This window comes from Streptomyces sp. NPDC057271 (assembly GCF_042668715.1).
Lineage (GTDB): Bacteria > Actinomycetota > Actinomycetes > Streptomycetales > Streptomycetaceae > Streptomyces.
Genome location: NZ_JBHUYJ010000247.1, coordinates 1 through 1423 on the forward strand (window position 1 = coordinate 1; position 1423 = coordinate 1423).

At 65.1% G+C, this 1423-nt stretch carries 1 protein-coding gene and 1 pseudogene; one reads left to right on the forward strand and one right to left on the reverse strand.

What is annotated here, in order from left to right; translation table 11 throughout:
- Positions 1–91: 91 nt before the first annotated feature.
- A pseudogene (locus tag ACFUJR_RS39260) lies at positions 92–466 on the forward strand (hypothetical protein); the annotation flags it as partial.
- A gap of 276 nt (positions 467–742) precedes the next feature.
- On the opposite strand, the gene ACFUJR_RS39265 reads toward ACFUJR_RS39260, so the two are convergent.
- Positions 743–916: a hypothetical protein gene (locus ACFUJR_RS39265; RefSeq protein ID WP_383181747.1), complete on the reverse strand. Its 174-nt coding sequence runs from the start codon at positions 914–916 to the stop codon at positions 743–745.
- Positions 917–1423 lie beyond the last annotated feature (507 nt).

Consider the following 1423-nt stretch of genomic DNA (forward strand, 5'->3'; position numbering starts at 1 on the left):
TCAACATGGACATGCCCATTACATGGCCCGCGCAGCCATCAGTACCACGATCGAGCGACCACGAACCAGGGAAGATCGGACTTAACGTCCACTCAAGGAAGCACTCTGGCGTCCGCCTGTGAAGACTCAGCACGGCTTGGTGCTTTCCCTGGAGGACGTGGTCGGCACGAAGGTTCGCGCGCTGGCAGACCGGGGCTTGGCGCGTGACCTGATCGACGTCCGAGCGGCAACGGATCGCTGGAGTCACATCGAGCTCGAAGAGCTCGGCCGCCGCCACGCTCGTGACAGCTTCGACCTCTCCGACCTTCAGGCCAGGCTCGCCGGCGCGGACTGGATCGATGACACCGAATTCGCGGCCTACGGACTCGACGACCAGCAGACCATCGAGCTGCGCCGGTGGGCTCAGGAGTGGGCCGATGACATCGCCGAGAGACTCCAGGAAGCGGAAAGCCCACCCGACGACTGATCGCCGGGCATCGACACGCGGAGGCAGCGCCGCATCTCCGAGGAAGCTGGTCGTGCCCCATCCGTGCCCTTCGAGGCGGTGAACAGCGGTCACCACGGGTATCGTCGAGCCAGCGAGAAGCGCCACGAAAGGACCTGTTTTCGCAGGTCAGACAGCGAGTGGCCAAGCCGGGCGCCGGTGATTCCCAAGCTTATAGCGCGGGTTCGATTCCCGTCATCCGCTCCATAGCAAAGCCCCAGGTCAGAGACCTGGGGCTTTTGTGTTGTCCAGACCTCCCTAGGTGCCGCGCACCACCTGCGCACCACCTGCCCCCTCTTTCTGCTGCTCACGGGCCCTTTCTCGGGCCGCCCGCACCATCTGGTCGCGCCCGCCGGCCACCTCCTTCTGACGCTCGTGGTCGGAGTGCTGGTAGATCAGCGCGGCCTTCTCCGTGGACTGCCCGCCTCGCACCGTCGTGTCTTTCAGCGTCGTAGCCCGGCTCCCACTTCGGGTGTGATGGCACGGCGGCGCGGTTGTGCCACAACAAGTTCCGCGCCGCGCGCTCGGTGCTGTCGCCACGCCCCCGTCCAATTCCGCGCGGTTGTGCCAAGACACTGCCCAAGACTGGTAGCGAAGGCCGTCACGAAGGGGCTGATCGCGGCTGCAATGAGCACCGTTTTGTAGAAGGTCGCCGATTTACGCGTAACCCGGGGCAACCTCGGTATCAACCACACGAGCAACGCCGTTACACCCCGGAGACGCGTGCCTCCGAGAGCTGATCCGGTGATCCAAGCGCTGGTAGGCCAGTCGGCACCCGCACCACCTGGGGCGGTAAGACGCGGTCAACAGCGGTCGAGGAGCCGACCTACGGTGCAAGCAGGTTTGTCAACGGCCGTGTAGTGCTCCCCGTAGGCGGCCAGTAGTTCTCCCTGCTGGCGGCCGTTAAGAGTCCCCGCTGGCGGCCAGATATCTCCCCGC